At 65.7% G+C, this 14,190-nt stretch carries 15 protein-coding genes; 4 read left to right on the top strand and 11 right to left on the bottom strand.

The genetic code is table 11. The features are described from left to right. Window positions 1-5 precede the first annotated feature (5 nt). The 4 genes from ACEWQ0_RS02760 to ACEWQ0_RS02745 form a co-directional block, all read right to left on the bottom strand. Window positions 6-1,946 carry a transglycosylase SLT domain-containing protein gene (locus ACEWQ0_RS02760; protein ID WP_476484410.1) on the bottom strand — a complete coding sequence of 647 codons (1,941 nt, stop codon included), beginning with the start codon at window positions 1,944-1,946 and terminating at the stop codon, window positions 6-8. A gap of 139 nt (window positions 1,947-2,085) precedes the next feature. Continuing rightward, the gene (locus ACEWQ0_RS02755; RefSeq protein WP_476482660.1) at window positions 2,086-2,880 is read right to left on the bottom strand and encodes an endonuclease/exonuclease/phosphatase family protein; all 795 of its coding nucleotides are present in this window, start codon (window positions 2,878-2,880) and stop codon (window positions 2,086-2,088) included. A gap of 26 nt (window positions 2,881-2,906) precedes the next feature. After that, the gene (locus ACEWQ0_RS02750) at window positions 2,907-3,608 is read right to left on the bottom strand and encodes a thiol:disulfide interchange protein DsbA/DsbL (RefSeq protein WP_476482659.1); all 702 of its coding nucleotides are present in this window, start codon (window positions 3,606-3,608) and stop codon (window positions 2,907-2,909) included. An 85-nt stretch (window positions 3,609-3,693) separates the two neighbouring features. After that, window positions 3,694-4,317 carry a c-type cytochrome gene (locus ACEWQ0_RS02745; protein WP_476482658.1) on the bottom strand — a complete coding sequence of 208 codons (624 nt, stop codon included), beginning with the start codon at window positions 4,315-4,317 and terminating at the stop codon, window positions 3,694-3,696. A 77-nt stretch (window positions 4,318-4,394) separates the two neighbouring features. Between ACEWQ0_RS02745 and yihA the strand changes: the two genes are divergently transcribed. Then, entirely contained in the window at window positions 4,395-5,027 is a 633-nt protein-coding gene (gene yihA / locus ACEWQ0_RS02740; protein ID WP_476482657.1) for a ribosome biogenesis GTP-binding protein YihA/YsxC, read from the top strand. Here yihA and ACEWQ0_RS02735 read toward each other — a convergent pair. After that, the gene (locus ACEWQ0_RS02735) at window positions 4,988-5,401 is read right to left on the bottom strand and encodes a PilZ domain-containing protein (protein ID WP_476484409.1); all 414 of its coding nucleotides are present in this window, start codon (window positions 5,399-5,401) and stop codon (window positions 4,988-4,990) included. The two genes, yihA and ACEWQ0_RS02735, sit on opposite strands and share 40 nt — an antisense overlap. Before the next feature lie 156 nt (window positions 5,402-5,557). On the opposite strand from ACEWQ0_RS02735, the gene dusB reads away from it, so the two are divergent. Continuing rightward, window positions 5,558-6,508, top strand: coding sequence for a tRNA dihydrouridine synthase DusB (dusB, locus tag ACEWQ0_RS02730; RefSeq protein WP_476482655.1), 951 nt, complete (start codon window positions 5,558-5,560; stop codon window positions 6,506-6,508). On the opposite strand, the gene ACEWQ0_RS02725 is transcribed toward dusB, so the two are convergent. After that, window positions 6,454-7,377 (bottom strand): NAD-dependent protein deacetylase, encoded by a 924-nt coding sequence (locus ACEWQ0_RS02725; RefSeq protein WP_476484408.1) that lies wholly within the window; start codon window positions 7,375-7,377, stop codon window positions 6,454-6,456. The two genes, dusB and ACEWQ0_RS02725, sit on opposite strands and share 55 nt — an antisense overlap. An 886-nt stretch (window positions 7,378-8,263) precedes the next feature. Between ACEWQ0_RS02725 and hemB the strand changes: the two genes are divergently transcribed. Together hemB and aroE are read left to right on the top strand one after the other, a co-directional pair. Next, entirely contained in the window at window positions 8,264-9,253 is a 990-nt protein-coding gene (hemB, locus tag ACEWQ0_RS02720) for a porphobilinogen synthase (protein ID WP_476484407.1), read from the top strand. Then, entirely contained in the window at window positions 9,253-10,065 is an 813-nt protein-coding gene (aroE, locus tag ACEWQ0_RS02715; RefSeq protein WP_476484406.1) for a shikimate dehydrogenase, read from the top strand. Before hemB ends, aroE begins: the two co-directional genes overlap by 1 nt. A gap of 19 nt (window positions 10,066-10,084) precedes the next feature. On the opposite strand, the gene ACEWQ0_RS02710 is transcribed toward aroE, so the two are convergent. Genes ACEWQ0_RS02710 through lgt form a run of 5 tightly spaced genes read right to left on the bottom strand, consistent with a single transcriptional unit; the run spans window position 10,085 to window position 14,071 of the window. Next, window positions 10,085-10,903 carry a symmetrical bis(5'-nucleosyl)-tetraphosphatase gene (locus ACEWQ0_RS02710; RefSeq protein ID WP_476484405.1) on the bottom strand — a complete coding sequence of 273 codons (819 nt, stop codon included), beginning with the start codon at window positions 10,901-10,903 and terminating at the stop codon, window positions 10,085-10,087. Beyond that, window positions 10,900-11,808, bottom strand: a complete 909-nt coding sequence (locus ACEWQ0_RS02705) for a cation diffusion facilitator family transporter (protein ID WP_476482650.1) — start codon at window positions 11,806-11,808, stop codon at window positions 10,900-10,902. Before ACEWQ0_RS02705 ends, ACEWQ0_RS02710 begins: the two co-directional genes overlap by 4 nt. A gap of 47 nt (window positions 11,809-11,855) precedes the next feature. After that, a complete protein-coding gene (locus tag ACEWQ0_RS02700; RefSeq protein WP_476484404.1) occupies window positions 11,856-12,365 on the bottom strand; it encodes a dihydrofolate reductase in 510 nt (169 codons plus the stop codon). 24 nt (window positions 12,366-12,389) lie between these two features. Continuing rightward, window positions 12,390-13,220, bottom strand: a complete 831-nt coding sequence (locus ACEWQ0_RS02695) for a thymidylate synthase (protein ID WP_476482648.1) — start codon at window positions 13,218-13,220, stop codon at window positions 12,390-12,392. Beyond that, entirely contained in the window at window positions 13,217-14,071 is an 855-nt protein-coding gene (gene lgt / locus ACEWQ0_RS02690; RefSeq protein ID WP_476482647.1) for a prolipoprotein diacylglyceryl transferase, read from the bottom strand. Before lgt ends, ACEWQ0_RS02695 begins: the two co-directional genes overlap by 4 nt. Window positions 14,072-14,190 lie beyond the last annotated feature (119 nt).

Raw genomic sequence — 14,190 nt, 5'->3', positions numbered from 1 at the left:
ACCCGTCACGGCGGGCATGCAAAACCCGCGGCCGGCCCGGCGCCGGGAATCAGCTGGCCGGAAAGAAGCTCCGGCTGACGGGCCAGCTGCCACTCGTAAATCGTGGCAAAAGCCAGAACGCGTGGCACGTAATCCCGGGTTTCATAGTAGGGCAGCGTCTCGATCCAGACGTCCGGCGCGCTGTCCGGACGCTTGTCGAGCCAGCGATCGACCGCATTGGCACCGGCGTTGTAGGCCGCGGCCACCCGGATCCAGTGGCCGTCGAATTCCTGATAGAGCTCGCCCAGATGGGCAATGCCCAAGGGCACGTTGACCTCGGGGTCGGTCAGCGAATCGGCACCGTTGTAGCGCAGGCCGTTGCGGCGCGCCACCGCCCGGGCTGTTCCCGGCATGAGCTGCAGCAGGCCAAGCGCACCGGCGTGCGAACGGGCGTCGGGCTGCATCGCCGACTCGGCCCGCATCAGGCCGTAGGCCAGCGCCGGGTCGACGCCATAGCGCTTGGCTTCGGTCAATACGGTGCCCTTGACCGCCATCGGAAATCGCCAGGGATAAGCCTGACGCCGGCCGGCCTGATTGAGCGCGGTAATCGCCAGATGATGCCAACCGCGGCCGGCGGCAATCAGCGCTGCCTGCTCGATTTCGCGATCGATCAAGCGCCGCGAGAGCCGGCGCCAGCTCGTGCGGGCATGCCAGGACAGGCCGACCTCGAACAGCTCGAGCACCCGCTCGAACTCGGCGTCGCCGAGCAAGCGTCGCTGAATGGCATCGTCGGCGCGCAGCCGCTCTTCGCACAGGCTCAGCGGCTGCTCCAGATGGGCAGCGGCCAGAAAGCCGTAGTAATGCGCTTCGGTACTCAGCGAGGTGAAGGCAATCATGGCCTCGGGGCGCTCGAGCTCGGCCAGGGCGCGACCGCGCCAGAAACGCCATCTTGCCTCGGCCTGGTCGCGCAGCGACATCGCCTCGATGCTCGCCAGCACCTCCGACCAGTCGTCCTGTGCCATGGCCACGCGGGCGCGCCAGGCCAGGATCTGCTGATCACGCGCCGCTGAAGGCAGCGCGTCAATGGCGGCAAGCGCGGAAGAATCGAGGTCAACCGCACGAAACAGCGCAATCTCGCGGTCAATGGCCGCGCGGTCGGCGTCGCTCCAGGCAAACCCGGAAGACAGCGGGTGCCAGAGCCCGCTCGCGCTTTCCCAACTGCTGCGGGCCAGTTTTTCCAGTCCACGACGGATCAGCAGGCGTGCCATTTCCGAGTCGCGCCATTTTCGCGCCGCGCGCAGCGTCGCCGGGGTGCGCTGTGTCATCTCCAGCCAGCGATCGGCCCAGGGCGTCTCATCACGCGGCAGAAAGCGCTTGAGATAACGCGCCAGCCCGATCTCGCCGGCATCCACGGCCAGTCGAAAACGCTGCCAGGCGGTTTCGGCGTCCAGATGGCCTTCGCTCCGCCACCAGGCGAAGGCTTCGTCGCAGGCATCCGGCCGGGAGCGCCCCGACAGCCAGAGATCGCGAACCCATGCTGCCAGTCCCTGTGTATCGCCCTCACGAAGGCGGGCGCGCGCCACATGGCAGCGTACCGTCACATCCTTGCTGTCGGCACCATGCGCGAGCAGGTGCTCGAAGTCGTCGTTTTCACCCAGGCTGCGCAGCCAGGCGTTTTCGAGCTGCGAATGAAACGACCAGTCACGATAGCGCGCCAGAAACTGCGTCATCACCGGATAAGGCACCGAGTCGATGCGCTGCCGGAACAGCTCGAACTGCAGATAGGGCGTAAGCGAATAGTCGGGCAAGGCCTTGATGGCGGCGACCATACCGGCCTGGTCGCCGCGCCGGGCCGCCTGCCAGCCTTCCCTGAAGACCTCGCGCTCGCTCGCGCGTTCCGAGCCGGCGACATTGGCAACGGGCGCCAACGCCAGCAAGGCCAGAAATATCAGCAGTTTGGCTTTCATGTGCTGGAAGCTCTCATCATGGCCATCATCCTGCAGTCATACAGGGGTTCTGACAAGTCTCGGCGGCACCACCGGCTCGTGGCTGGAGTCGTTATCAGGCGACGGCCCGGCCGACGCCCTGCCTTGCTCCATCCGGCCCTCAGGCCGGATGTTCGGAGCGGTGATGCGTCAGGCCGTCGCCGGCAGCATCCGGCAGGTCGACATCGTCGCCGAGCTCCAGGGTCATCGACACCGGCTGATGATCGGAAAAAGTGACCGGCAGCGCGCGCAGCTCGCTGACGCGCATTTCGGGGGAGACCAGTATATGGTCGATCGCCCGCTGCGGCTGCCAGGAAGGAAAGGTCAGCACCGGATGCATGGGGCGCTCCAGGCCGGCTTTATCGCAGAAGCCGCGCACCTCGCGCGAGCCCGGGCCGCTGTTGAAGTCGCCCATGACGACCACATGCGGGTAATGCCGGACCAGCGAGGCGACATAGTCGAGCTGCTGGGTACGTGCCCGACGCCCCAGCGCCAGATGCAGCACCACCAACCAGAGCGCACGGTCGCCTTCGCCGAACCGGGTGACCAATGCGCCGCGGCCGGGAATTGCACCGGGCAGGCGGTGCTCCTCGACGTGATTGGGTTCCATGCGGCTGAGCAGGCCGTTGCCGGCGTGGGCCACGATGCCCACCTTGCGATTGCCCTGGTGCTGCCACCAGGGAAAACGGGCATGGGTGGCCAGATATTTCGCCTGATTCAGAAAGCCCGAGCGCAGGCTGCCGCAGTCAACCTCCTGCAAGGCGACGATGTCGTAATCGCGCGCCAGCTCGGCAATGGCGTCGAGGTTCGCCACGCGCTGATTGTTGGGCAGCACCTGCCGCCAGCTGCGCGTAAGGTATTCCCGATAGCGGCCGGTCGAGGTGCCGGCCTGAATGTTGTAGCTCAGCAGCCTCAACTGCCGGCCGGACACCGCCACGACGATCAGCCGGTGGTGTCTTCAGCCGACTCGGCAATCGCCGTTGTTTCTTCTTCGGCGGGGTCACCGTTCGCCGCGCCCAGATTCAGCGCCCGGGCTTCCTTGGCAACCAGAAAGTCCACGATTTCGAGCAGCTCATCATAGCTCTTGAGGCCGGTGGGGCTCACTTTCCACTTGCCCTGAACGATCACCGAGGGCGTTCCACGAATACCGTAATTGCGCACGTCATTGCGATTCTGGCGAATCTTGGCATCAACGGCGAAGGACTGCGAGGTATTGACGAAGCTGTCGGCGTCCACGCCGTGCTCGGCGTAGAACCGGGCGATGTCATCAAAGCTGCGGAACTGGCGCCGCTGATCATGCACCGCCTTGAACATGGCCTCATGTGTTTCAGCGGCAATCCCCATGACCTCCGCCGTGTAATAGGCCTTGGCGTACAAGTCCCAGCCGGGCTGCAATGCAACCGGCAGATGCTCGACCTCTACATAGTCGGGCTGGCGCTCCTCCCAGCTTTCCAGGTACGGCATGAAACGGCGGCAGGCCGGGCAGGGATAGCCAAAACCATCGACCACCACCACGCGGTCATCGGGTGTAGCGACCGGATTGCCGATCCGCTGGTAGTGCTGTCCTTCCTCAAAGGTTTGCGCCAGCAGCGAGCCGGCCAGCAGTACGCTGGCGGCGGCGGCCAGGTTCAGAAACTTGCGCATTGCACTCTCCATGGTTGTCGTGCCTTGTATGGCTCAGTCAGACCCGCCCGATGCGGGCGAGTTCCGGAAACTCTGTCGCCGCAGTTTACCAGCGTGCCGTGTGCAGCCCTTCGATGTAGGAACTGACGGCCTCGATTTCCTCATCGCTCATGTTTTCGGCCACGGCAACCATGATCTTGCTGTAAGAATCATCATCGCCGCTGGTCACGCCGTTGCGATAGTCCTGCAGACGACTCTGGGTGTAGTCGGCGTGCTGGCCGCCCAGGCGCGGGTAATAGGCGCCCTTGATGCCGCTGCCCGAGGGGCCATGGCAGGCTGCGCAGGCCGGCACACCCGAGTCGGCGTTACCGGCCTGATAAATGGCTTCGCCCTTTTCGACCAGCACTTCGTCGGCCACGCCAGCCTTGAGCGTTTGCTGCTCGTAGTAGGCTGCCAGATCGGCCAGATCCTGATCGCTCATATCCGCCACGATGGGATACATCTCCGGTACGTTGCGCTCCTGTTCGCGAATCAGGCGCGACTGCCGGGCCGCGTAGCCGGCGTGCTGCTCGGCCAGCTTCGGCCAGATGCTGACCTGGGAATTACCGTCCATGCCGTGACAGGACGCACATACAGCCGCCTTTTCCTTGCCGGCTTCGGGATCGCCCACCACCTGCGCGTGCGCCAGAAGGGGTGCCGATGCCAGCAGCATCACCAGAAATCGAGCCATTTGGATCCTTCTCCTGATTGGAAACCTGAACCTGATATTATCGCCTCTAAGCATCTGCCGTGCCAGCATCAATCCTCATGCAAGCCGTCAAACCGCTGCTTCGGCGGGCCGAATACCTGATCAGCGTTCATCAACGCGCGCAGCTGCCCCCCGACGCGGGCAGAGAAGTGGCGATCGCCGGTCGTTCCAACGCCGGCAAATCCAGCCTGATCAATCGACTCTGCGACCGCAAATCACTGGCGCGCACCAGCCGCACTCCCGGGCGCACCCGGCAGCTGGTGTTTTTCCGCCTTGATGAACAGCGACACCTGGTCGATCTGCCGGGGTATGGGTTCGCGCGCGTGGGCGGCGACCTCAAGCGTCACTGGGCAGGCCTGATTCAGGGTTACCTGGAACGCCGCCAGGCGCTGAGCGGACTGGTCATCGTCATGGACATCCGCCACCCGCTCAAGCCCGGCGATATCGACCTGGCCAACTGGGCGGCCCATCGCGGCCTGCCTCTGCACCTGGTATTGACCAAGGCCGACAAGCTGGGGCGCGGCAAGCAGAAAGAAGCGCTGATGCGGGTGCGCAACGCGGTCGACGAGACAGTGGGTGTCCAGGCATTTTCCGCCACCAGCGGCCAGGGCCTGGAAACGCTGGAAGCCGTGATGGCCAAGTGGCTGCTGCCTCAGCTGTCGCCCGCAGCCCGCGACACTCCGGGCCAGTAGTCCAGCCGGGTCAGCTCCCGATCGAGCAGGCTCGGCTCGCCCAGCCTGAGTGCGATCAGGTCCTTGAGATTTGCGAAGCTGTCGATATCAACGCGCTCGAAGCGACAGGCCACCTTGCGCTCGTCCACTCGCAGCACGCGCACCCTGAAGTACATCTGCATGGTCGAAGCAGACTTCAGACCGGAGACTCGCAGCGACAGCCCGCCGTGCGATATCGCGGCAAAACCGGCCGGTGCGGCCAGTTCGATCAGCGCCCCGTTGATCGACAGGTCGAGCAACCTGGCGGGCTGCCCCCGATGTTCCTCATCGAGCATCAGCTCACAGTCGGCCGTGAGAGAAAACCGTTGGAAGCGGCGTCGATCCTGCTCGCACATGGTGGACTCGATTTACCCGACGTGGCCGGGCAGATAGCTTGAAGCCTGTTTGCAATCTACAATGCCTGCATGGGCACTATCCGCACAACAGAGACAGCCGGCGGGGCTATTCCGACAGGCGGTCGGCAAATACTGCCGGCACTCGGCCTGGCACCCATGGCGGGCGTAACCGACAAGCCGTTTCGGCTGTTGTGCCGCCAGCTCGGCGCCGATCTGGCCACGTCGGAGATGACCAGCTCCGATCCCTCGCTGTGGCATACCCGCAAATCGCGCGAGCGCATGGACCACGCCGGCGAACCCGGACCGGTGAGCGTACAGATTGCCGGCACCGTGCCCGAGCGCATGGCCGAGGCGGCGCGCTACAACGTCGACCACGGTGCCGAGATCATCGACATCAACATGGGCTGTCCGGCCAAGAAGGTCTGCAAGGCCTGGGCCGGGTCGGCCCTGATGCGCGACGAGAGGCTGGTCGCGCGCATTCTCGAAGCGGTAGTGGCCGCCGTCGAGGTGCCGGTCACGCTCAAGATCCGCACCGGCTGGGACGCAGACCAGCGCAACGGCCCCGCCATCGCGCGCATCGCCGAAGAATCCGGCGTTGCTGCCCTGGCCGTCCACGGCCGCACCCGCGATCAGAAATACACCGGCCGGGCCGAGTACGACACGATTGCACAGATCGTCTCGCAGCGGCGCATTCCGGTGTGGGCCAACGGCGACATCGACTCGCCGGAGCAGGCGCGTCGAGTGCTCGATTACACTGGCGCCGCCGGCCTGCTGATCGGTCGCGCGGCCCAGGGCCGACCCTGGATCTTCGGCGAGATCGCGCATTACCTGGCCACCGGCGAGCGCCTGCCCGAGCGACCGGTCAACGACGTGCGCGACATCCTGCTCGGACACCTCGAAGCCCTTTACGCTTTCTACGGCGAGAGCCGGGGCGTGCGCATCGCGCGCAAGCACCTGGGCTGGTACGCGAAAGATCGCCCTGAAAACGCCGGCTTTCGCCGAATCGTCAACCGCGCCGAATGCGCCCGGGATCAGCTCGAGCTGACGCGCAGCTACTTCGACGCGCTCGCCGAGGGCGTCGAGCCCGGGCTGTCGACGGCAGCCTGAAGCCCCACGGCAGCAGCCAGCGCAACCTCGCAGCCGCTGTCGACCTTGAAAGAAAGCAGCTCGTCGGCGCGCGTGCGGCCGCGGTTGACTGCGGCAATGGACAGACCGCGGGCGGCGGCCGCGCGCACCAGGCGAAAGGCCGAGCCGACCACCAGCGAACTGCCGGCGACAAGCACCGCCGAGGCCCGCGCCACGGCCGCGTCCACCGCCCGGCGCGTGGCCGGCGGCACGGTTTCGCCAAAAAACACCACCTGCGGCTTGAGCCGGCCGCCGCAGATGGCGCACTCAGCTACCGTAAAACCCGGCCAGTCGGCCTCGTCAAGCCGGGCGTCGCCGTCAGCATTGATGCCCTGCACCTCGGCCCTCCAGCCCTGATTGAGATCAGCCAGGCGCCGCTGCAGCTCCGCGCGGTCGCTGACCGCGCCGCAGTCAAGGCAGCACACGCGATCAAGCCGGCCGTGCAGCTCAACCAGGCGCTGCTGCCCCGCGCGCCGGTGGAGACCGTCGACGTTCTGCGTCACCACCCTTTCCAGCCGGCCAGCGCGCTCGAGCTCGACCAGCGCCCGGTGGGCAGCGTTGACTTGCGCGGCGGCCATGATCGGCCAGCCAAAAAAGCTGCGCGCCCAGTAGCGTCGCCGCGTGGACTCACAGCGCACGAAATCCTGATAAAGAATCGGCTGGCGCTGCAGCCAACGCCCGCTGCCGTCGCGGTAGGCGGGAATCCCCGAATGCGTGGAAATGCCGGCGCCGGTCAGCACCAGCAGGCGGTCGTTCGAACCGATGAACTCGGCCAGACGCGCCACGTCTCCGGCCGGCACGTTAATCAGCTCGGCGGGGCGCATTTCAGGAATGCGAACCGAGGGTGACATGCTTGCGAGATTAGCATTTGCGCTGCAACGCTGCGCGAAGGGGTGGGGATTTCCTGCGTGATCGAGTGTTGACGTCACCGGTCACGGTGCGAGTTTCGACAATTCAAAATCAAAGTCAAAGGCGGTTTCGCCCGGGCCCGCTTCGCGGGGTCTTGCGGCGACTCACTTTTGTCAATTACGACAAAAGTAAGCAAAAACGCTCTCTAACTTCAAAGTCCCACGCTCGGTTACCTCGGGAGATGGGCGACTGTGGGGGCTGGCCCCTTCGGTGAGCGGGCTTCGCGAGTGCCCGGCTGGTCGCGTGGTGCCCGGGATGATTTCCGAAAATGGCCATGGGAGGGATCATGGGCTTGCGCTTGGGATGGGTTACACCTGGCGCTTTGCGCGCGCTGGCTGTGGGGAGCGGAGGCGATAGAGATGGAAGTCAGCCAAAGATCGCCGAGTGGCCAATCTCGCAGCCCGGAAGCCAGAAGCCATCCCAGCGCCATCCGAAGCCAACCGATCGAAGCCGGGCCGCCTTGGTGCCGGCTTCGCCCCATTGCAGCAATGGCCACCAGATCCTCCGACGGAGTGCTCGCGAAGGCACCGTCGCGAAGGGGCCAGCCCGCACAGCAAGCAAGTTCTGAGAAAAAGAGCGTGGGACTTTGACTTTCAAGCGCGCTTTTTCGTGCCTTTTTTCGCGCTGGAAAAAAGGTACCCGCCCAAAGAGCTTGCGAAGCAAGCCGGGCGGAATGCCTTTGACTTGTCGAGACCCGCGCAGCGGGCCTGCGGCGCCAGCGCCCAATCCACGGCTCACCCGTGAAATACCGCCCGGCATCGCCGGCAAACCACCAGAACAAGCCCGTCAGCCCTATAATGGAGACACCCCAAAACCACCTGATGGAACATGACTTTCCCAGCAACCCGCATGCGCCGCACGCGTGCCAGCGGCTTTGCCCGTGAACTCGCGCGCGAGACCCGGCTTTCGCCGGCCAACCTGATTCAGCCGGCTTTCGTGCTGGAAGACGCCAACGGCCGCGAGGCGGTCGATTCGATGCCGGGCATCGAGCGCGTCGGCCGCAATGGCCTGTTCGAGCTGGCCGAGCGCTGCCTGGCGGCCGGCATTCCGGCGATGGCGCTGTTTCCCGTCGTCGCGGCCGAAGACAAGAGCGAGGACGCCGCCGCGGCCTGGCGCGAGGACGGCCTCATCCCGGAAACCGTGCGCGCGCTCAAGGCGCGCTTTCCGGAGCTGGGCGTGATCACCGACCTGGCACTCGACCCCTATACCAGCCACGGTCTGGACGGCATCGCCGACGAAGACGGCTACGTACTCAACGATCGCACGGTCGACGTGCTGGTGCGCCAGGCCCTGGCCCATGCCGCCGCCGGTGCCGATGTCGTCGCCCCTTCGGACATGATGGACGGGCGCGTCGGCGCCATCCGCGAGCAACTCGAATCAGACGGCCACGTCAACACGCTGATTCTCAGCTACGCCGCCAAGTACGCGTCGAGCTACTACGGTCCGTTCCGCGACGCGGTCGGCTCGGCGGCCAGCCTGGGCAAGGCCGGCAAGGAAGGCTTTCAGATGGATCCGGCCAACAGCGACGAGGCGCTGCGCGAAGTGGAGCTCGACCTCGACGAGGGCGCCGACTGGGTGATGGTCAAGCCCGCCCTGCCCTACCTCGATGTCATCCGCAGGGTGCACGAGACCTTCGGTGTACCGACGTTTGCCTACCATGTCTCCGGCGAGTACGCCATGCTCAAGGCCGCCGTCGCCAACGGCTGGCTTGACAACGACAAGGTGCTGCTCGAGACCCTGATTGCCATGCGCCGCGCCGGCGCCAGCGGGATCCTCACCTACGCCGCACTGGAAGCGGCCGGGTTGATGACCGACTGATGAAAAGGCAAAGCCACAGGCTCGCGGTGTTCGGCCGGCCGGTGGCGCACAGCCTGTCGCCGCGCATTCACCGCCTGTTCGGCGACGCGCTCGGCATCGGGGTCGACTACACCGCCATCGAGGCGGGCATCGACGAGCTGTCCGATCGGCTGGCGGCGTTTCGAAATGAAGGCGGCACGGGTGCCAACCTGACCGTACCGCTCAAGCAGGCCGGGCTGAAGCTGTGCACGGATATCGACCGCCCGGCTCGCCAGGCGAAGGCGGTCAACACCCTGCGCCTGGCCGAAGACGGCTGGCGGGGCTACAACACCGACGGCGCTGGGCTGCTGCTGGATTTTGACCGCCTGGGCATCGACCCGGCCGGGCGGCGCATTCTGATCGTTGGCGCCGGCGGCGCGGTGGCCGGCATTCTTGGCCCGCTGCTCGAGCGTCAACCGACGGAAGTTGCCATTATCAACCGCACGGCCGAACGCGCCGCAGCGCTGGCGGGCAAGTTCGCTCACCTGGGCCCGATCACCGGCGGCGGGTTCGAGTCCGGCCCGGGGGGTCGGTTTGATCTGCTGATTCAGTCGACCAGCGCCGGTCACGACAGCGAGCTACCGCCGCTCGATCGAGGCTGGCTGACCAAAGACGCCACCACATACGATCTCAACTACGGCCCGGCGCACGAAGCCTTCGCGCGCTGGTGTCGCGACCGCGATCTGCGCGTCCACAGCGGATTCGGCATGCTGGTCGGCCAAGCGGCCCTGGCCTTCGAGATCTGGACGGGACAACGACCACCCCTTGCGCCGGTGCTCGAAGCGTTAGTGTAGCCCGCTGAGAAACACCGCTTCAGCGGCCCGGGCAATCGATGCTCTCGATCCGACGCTCCTCGCCTTCGATAACCAGGGCCGACAGCGCCCCGCCCCAGACGCAACCGCTGTCAAGGCAGACGACACTACCGTTGTCGTAAAGCCCGAGCCGCGACCAGTGGCCGAAAATCAGCGTCCAGCCCTGCCAGCCGGCATGCAGATGCTCATACCAGGGCGCAAAGCTGGCCGGTGCGCTGTCGGGATCACCCTTGTTGGCCAGGTGCAGGTGGCCGTCGGCGCTGCAAAAGCGCATGCGCGTCAGCGCGTTGGTGATGGTGCGCAAACGCTCGCCGTCCGGCAGACCGGCATGCCAGCGCGCGGGCTCATCACCGTACATATGGTTGAAAAACTGCTCAGGCGACTCGGACAGCGCTTGCTCAACCTCGGCGGCGCGGGCGCGGGCCTGTTGCGGCCCCCAACGAGGGTCGACGCCGGCGTGCACTAGCGCCAGCCCGGCCGGCTCATCAAACCACATCAGCGGGCAACGCCTGAGCCACGCGAGCAGCTCTTCTCTGCGGGCATCATTCAGGATGGCATCGAACTCGGGATTGGGCTTGCCCAACAGCCCACGCGCGTAAGCGAGCAGGTGCAGGTCGTGATTCCCCAGCACCGTGGTCAAGACCTCGCGCAGAGAGTGAACCAGGCGCAGGGTGGCCAGCGACTCGCCACCGCGGTTGACCAGATCGCCGGCCAGATACAGGCGATCGGCTGCCGGATCGAAACGCAGCCGCTCGAGCAGGCGCTCGAAGGGCTCGCGGCAGCCCTGCAGATCGCCAACGAAGATCTGCCGCGCTGTCATTCACGCCCTCGCCACGGTGCCACGCTGACCACGACGTCGAAGACCTCGGTCGACTCGCTCAGCAAGCGCTTGCGCACCGCCGCGGCAATGCGGTCGGCCGCATCGAGCGAGAGCCCGCCGTCGAGCAGGATGGAGACATCCATGACGATCTGGCCGCCCATCCGCCGGGTGCGCAGTTCACGAAAGCCGTGGACTTCGTCGACCGCCATGATGATGCTGCCGAGCTTCTTCTGCTCACCGCGCGAGACCCCGGTATCAACCAGCTCGACCAGCGCGTCGAAGGCAAAACGCCCGCCCATCCAGGCGACCGTGCCGGCGACGACAATCGCGGCGGCAGTATCCAGCCACAGATAACCGGCGCGCGTGCCGAGCAGGCCGGCAATGACGATGACCGACGAGAACGCATCGGAGCGGTGATGCCAGGCGTTGGCCATGATCAGGCTCGAGCGCGAGCGCTTCGCCACCGCCCGCGTGTACCAGAACAGCGCTTCCTTGATGCCCACCGAGCCGAGCGCCACCCACAGCGCCAGCCAGCCGGGCTGCAGCAGGCGCTCGGGCTCGAGCAGGCGCATCACCGCATCAGCGATGAAGCCGATGGCCACGGCCAGCAGCAGCACTCCGACAATGGCTGCCGCCACCGTCTCGATGCGGCCGTGACCGTAGGGATGATTGTGATCGGGCTCGATGGCGCCCCAGCGAGATGCCACCAGCACGACTGCATCACTGACCAGGTCAGAGAGCGAATGGATGCCGTCGACGATCAGCGCCTGCGACTGACCCGCCACGCCGGCAACGATCTTGCCCACCGCCAGCACAAGGTTCCACAGCGCGCCGACAATGGTGACGCGACGCTTGTCGGGCCAGTGCTCATCGACCTCGGCGCTGGAGCCAGATGCTGCTGCCATGTCTCGCAAAAGTTTCGGCGGGCCAGCCATTGTAGCTGCCGCGGAGATCAGCTGGGCGTAGCGGCCCGCTTGAAGGTCGCAAACACCAGGTTGTACGGATTGGACTGGTCGGCCGGCCGCGATCGCATCTTTGCCAACTGCCAATCCACTTCCGGCCATTCGGGAAACACCGTATCGCCGGTGATCACCGCATCGATCAGGGTCAGCTCCAGACGGTCGGCACGATCCAGCGCTTTACTATAAATCTGCCCGCCTCCGATCACCATGACCCGCGCGGCGCCGGCGCGGTCGATAGCCTCGTCCAGGCTCGCGGCCAGCAGTACGCCGTCGGGCAACTCAAGGCCGGAGCGACTGATCACGACGTTTGTCCGCCCCGGCAGCGGTCGACCGATGGACTCGAACGTCCGTCGCCCCATGACGATCGGAGAGCCCATCGTCACCGCCTTGAAGTGCTTCAGATCAGCCGGCAGGTGCCAGGGCATGCCGCCGTCGCGCCCGATGACGCGGTTTCTGGCCATTGCGGCCACCAGGGTGATTTCAGTCGCTTCTTGCTGCATCCAGTGCTCCAGCGTCAGGCCGTTCTAGACCGCGATCGGGGCGCAGATGGCCGGGTGGTAGCGATAGCCTTCCAGGCGAAAATCCTCGAAAGTGAAGTCGCTCAGCTGTCGCCGGGGCTTGATGTCCATGCGCGGCGCCGGAAACGGCTCGCGCGACAGCTGCTCGTCGACCTGCTCGAGGTGATTGAGATAGATGTGGGCGTCGCCGAAGGTGTGAATGAACTCGCCGGGCTTGAGGCCCGTGACCTGGGCGACCATCAGCGTGAGCAGCGAATAGCTGGCGATGTTGAAGGGCACGCCCAGAAAGCAGTCGGCCGAGCGCTGATAGAGCTGGCAGCTCAAGCGCCCGTCGGCAACGTGGAACTGGAACAGGCAGTGGCACGGCGCCAGCGCCATCCGGCCGGCGCGCGCGTTTTGCTGCGGCGAGATCGACTCATCGGGCAGGTCGGCCGGGTTCCAGGCGGTGACCACGTGGCGGCGCGAATCGGGGCGCTGGCGGATCTGTTCGACCACCTCGTCGAGCTGATCGATGGTGGCGCCGTCGGGCGTCGGCCAGCTGCGCCACTGGGTGCCGTAGATCGGCCCCAGACTGCCGCGCTCGTCGGCCCAGTCGTCCCAGATCTTCACGCCGTGTTCCCGGAGGTAGGCGATGTTCGTGTCGCCGCGCAGAAACCAGAGCAGCTCGTGGATGATCGAGCGCAGATGGAGTTTCTTGGTGGTCACCAGGGGGAAGGATTCCGCCAGGTCGAAGCGCAGCTGGTGGCCGAAGACGCTCAGCGTGCCGGTGCCGGTGCGATCGTCCTTGCGGCTGCCGTTGTCGCGCACGTGACGCAGCAGATCCAGATAGTTCTTCACGAGCGGCTCCGATAAGCCCAGGTCATCAGGGCCACGCCGGTGATGAACATCGGCAGCGACAGGATCTGACCCATGGTCATCCAGTCGAGGGCGACGAAACCCAGGTGCGCGTCCGGCTCGCGATAAAACTCGGCGATGAAGCGAAACACGCCGTAACCGACCAGGAAAGCACCGCCCACGGCGCCGACAGGCCGCGGCCGGGCCGAGTAGAGCCACAGGATCACGAACAGCGCCAGGCCCTCGAGCGCGGCCTGGTAGAGCTGAGACGGGTGGCGCGCGAACTCGTCGAGCGCGCCGGTCAGGTATTGTTCGTACAGGGTCGCAGAGCCGCGCCCGCCGGCCTGAATGGATCCGGGAAAGATCACCGCCCAGGGCACGTCGGTGGTGCGGCCCCAGAGCTCGCCGCCGATATAGTTGCCCAGACGCCCGGCGGCCAGACCGATGGGCACCAGCGGGGCCACGAAATCACCCAGGCGCAGAAAACCGCAGCCCAGATGGCGACCGTATGCCCAGATGGCGACCAGCACGCCGACCAGCCCGCCGTGGAAACTCATGCCCCCGTCGCGAATGCGAAACAGAAACAGCGGATCGGACAGCAGCTGGTCAAAACCGTAGAACAGCACGTAGCCCAGCCGCCCGCCGACGATCACGCCGACCACACCCCAGAACAGGAAGTCGCCGATTTGCTGCGGCTTCAGTGGCGCATCCTCACGCCGCGCGCGCAGACGGCCCAGCAGCCAGAAGGCGCCGAAGGCCACCAGGTACATCAGGCTGTACCAGTAGATGGCAAAGCCGCCGATCTCGATGGCCACCGGATCGATGCTGTGGAAATGGAAGTCGGACTGATTCATGGCGCCAGATTATCGCAGAAGACCACCCTGCAGTTGAACGCGGGATTCAACGGCGCACGGACACCGGCGAGCTGCCTCAGAGTCCGGCCGCAAGCGGCACCCGGCGTGATCCCTTACCA

It is taken from the genome of Wenzhouxiangella sp. YN9 (genome assembly GCF_056324165.1).
The sequence above is the reverse complement of the archived record's forward strand: the minus strand, read 5'-3'. Positions and strand labels throughout refer to the sequence as shown.